Raw genomic sequence first — 2,160 nt, forward strand, 5'->3', positions numbered from 1 at the left:
CTCCACAATCTCGGGTTACCTTAATTGTGATGCAACGAATGCTTTTTTAGACTTGTTTAATTTTGGGTCGGGTTACCTTTAATGTGATTCAACACGCCACAAACAAGTCAAATTTATCAAACACTGTAAATGAAGGACAATCCTGTATAATGGGATTGAAGTTTCTGCCTAAAGCGAACTCCTAAATCAAGCATCGGATGATTAAAAGCTTGATAATTCAGGTAGATGTAATTCATTTCTATACTGAAATGCGGTGTTAGTTGAAAGTTTACCCCGCCCCCCAGGCGGCTCCCCCAACGATTTTTATTTCCTACAAGCTGCACCCCCGGAAAAATCATACTTTGCTCTAACCGGGTCAAATGAGAAAACGTTACACCTAAGCGTGTATAGAGCAGGGCATTCTTATAAAAACGATAACCTGGCAATATATCTCCTGTGACATAATCTTCCACAGCAAGATCCGTTTGCAGCATGTCGTTAGTAGATAAAGAGAAACGCTTAAACCCTGTTTTACGGGCAGGAAAACTCGTTCCCAATTCAGAGCCGAGATAAAAACCTTTAGCTGAGGTAAAGCCATAGCCGGCAAATACGTTAGCAACCGTTGCAGTGGACGAAGCGTTGCGGACAAGGCTGGAGCCCGTTTCAGTATCTTGCACAGTATAGCGAAAATTATCGTAAGCTTTTGCAAGCGCCACACCGAAATAAAACTTATCTTTTGCAGCAGCAAAACCATAAACGGTGAAGAGTGCATGAAATAAAAAAAGACCCGCATAGGCCCATGATTTCACAAAAAAACCTCCGATAACCTTTTCTTGATTCCTTGTGCAAGTTACCACATACTAGGGTCTGTCATCAATTGGGATTTCATTACTTGGCGGCAAAATTCATGAATCATAAAGGTTCTTTTTTCTTTTTTTTCTTCATGACCTGTTTTACAGCCTGGGGGGGTATCAGCGATGGATATAGCAACTCAACATTAGCTAAATCCGCAAAACCATGGAAGATACTGAGTGGCCTTCGCTATTGGTACAGTACCGGCAACATCACATGGAATCATAACCCATCCCTTATTGAGCCTTTACTGGGTAATCCGGCCTCCATTCTGACTTACAGCGGCATGCATGGTCATACGGCAGAGGTCTATTTCCGCGCAGAGCATAATTCAGGTCTATTTATTAAAGGTTATGTTGGAGGCGGCGGGATTAGCAGCGGCAGCCTCGATGATGAAGATTTCCTTAGTGGACAAATTAAATTTTTCAATACGCTGAGCTCTTTGAAAAGTGGCAACATCCGTTACATCAATGTCGATTTCGGGGTTACTTTATCTGAAGGCACCTCTGAGAAAAGCCTGCTGAACAATAAATTCCGAATAGACTCTTTTTGGGGCTACCTGTATTGGAATGAAAAGGTGCATGCTTTTGGCGTACGGTGCAAACCGGATGATGTCGAAGGAATATTTTGCGGGCCTCCAGGGTTTATCCACATTCCATTTTCGGTCAATGGAATATCCAATGAACTGGAATGGAATGCTTTGCGTCTTGGCTTAACAGGCGAGACAAGCATTTCTTCCAGATTGAAACTTAGCATTGAGGCGGCTTATCTTCCCTTAGCAGACATGAGTGACAAAGACAGCCACTATCTTCGAGAAGATCTAGAGGATGGTCCCAATGTCATTCTTAAGGGGATGGGAAGAGGATGGATGCTGGAAGCCATTGCTGACTATGAACTGATTCCTCACTTTAACATCGGATTGGGAGGGCGATACTGGGATCTAAGAAGCGACGGCAAAGTCTGGTTCGGCGGATTAAATGTTGAGACACCACTAAACAGGCTTCGCAGTAAGCGTTATGGTATTTTTGCCCAGGCCAGTTTGCAAATAACCTGATGAAACCTCAAGACAAAATTGTGTTCTTGATTAGTGCCCCCGGATTTGGGGAATAGCCGTGACTTAGCCAAACATAAAATATTTGATGTGGTTGAGGGACGCTCCGAAAAGGATTTAGAAAGCTATCTAAATACCCTTGAAGGCAAAGAAAAAGTTCAGGTAGTCTGCATTGATTTAAGTTCCAGTTACCGTAAGTTAATCAGGCGTTATTTTCCGAATGCGATGATTGTCGCCGATCGCTTTCATGTGATTCGATTACTGAATCAATTTTGTTT

Annotated in this window: 2 protein-coding genes and 1 pseudogene; 2 read left to right on the top strand and 1 reads right to left on the bottom strand. The window is 42.8% G+C overall.

Features of this window, described 5'->3' with window-relative positions; genetic code table 11:
- Window positions 1-116: 116 nt before the first annotated feature.
- On the bottom strand, window positions 117-788 hold the full coding sequence (locus E1O65_RS12385; protein WP_165474972.1) for an outer membrane beta-barrel protein: 672 nt from the start codon (window positions 786-788) through the stop codon (window positions 117-119).
- 98 nt (window positions 789-886) lie between these two features.
- Here E1O65_RS12385 and E1O65_RS12390 point away from each other — a divergent pair, with 98 nt between their 5' ends.
- On the top strand, window positions 887-1,885 hold the full coding sequence (locus E1O65_RS12390; protein WP_133133903.1) for a hypothetical protein: 999 nt from the start codon (window positions 887-889) through the stop codon (window positions 1,883-1,885).
- 60 nt (window positions 1,886-1,945) lie between these two features.
- A pseudogene (locus E1O65_RS12395) lies at window positions 1,946-2,160 on the top strand (transposase); the annotation flags it as partial.

Origin of the sequence: Legionella sp. W10-070 (genome assembly GCF_900640175.1) — a bacterium.
Taxonomy (GTDB): Bacteria; Pseudomonadota; Gammaproteobacteria; order Legionellales; family Legionellaceae; genus Tatlockia.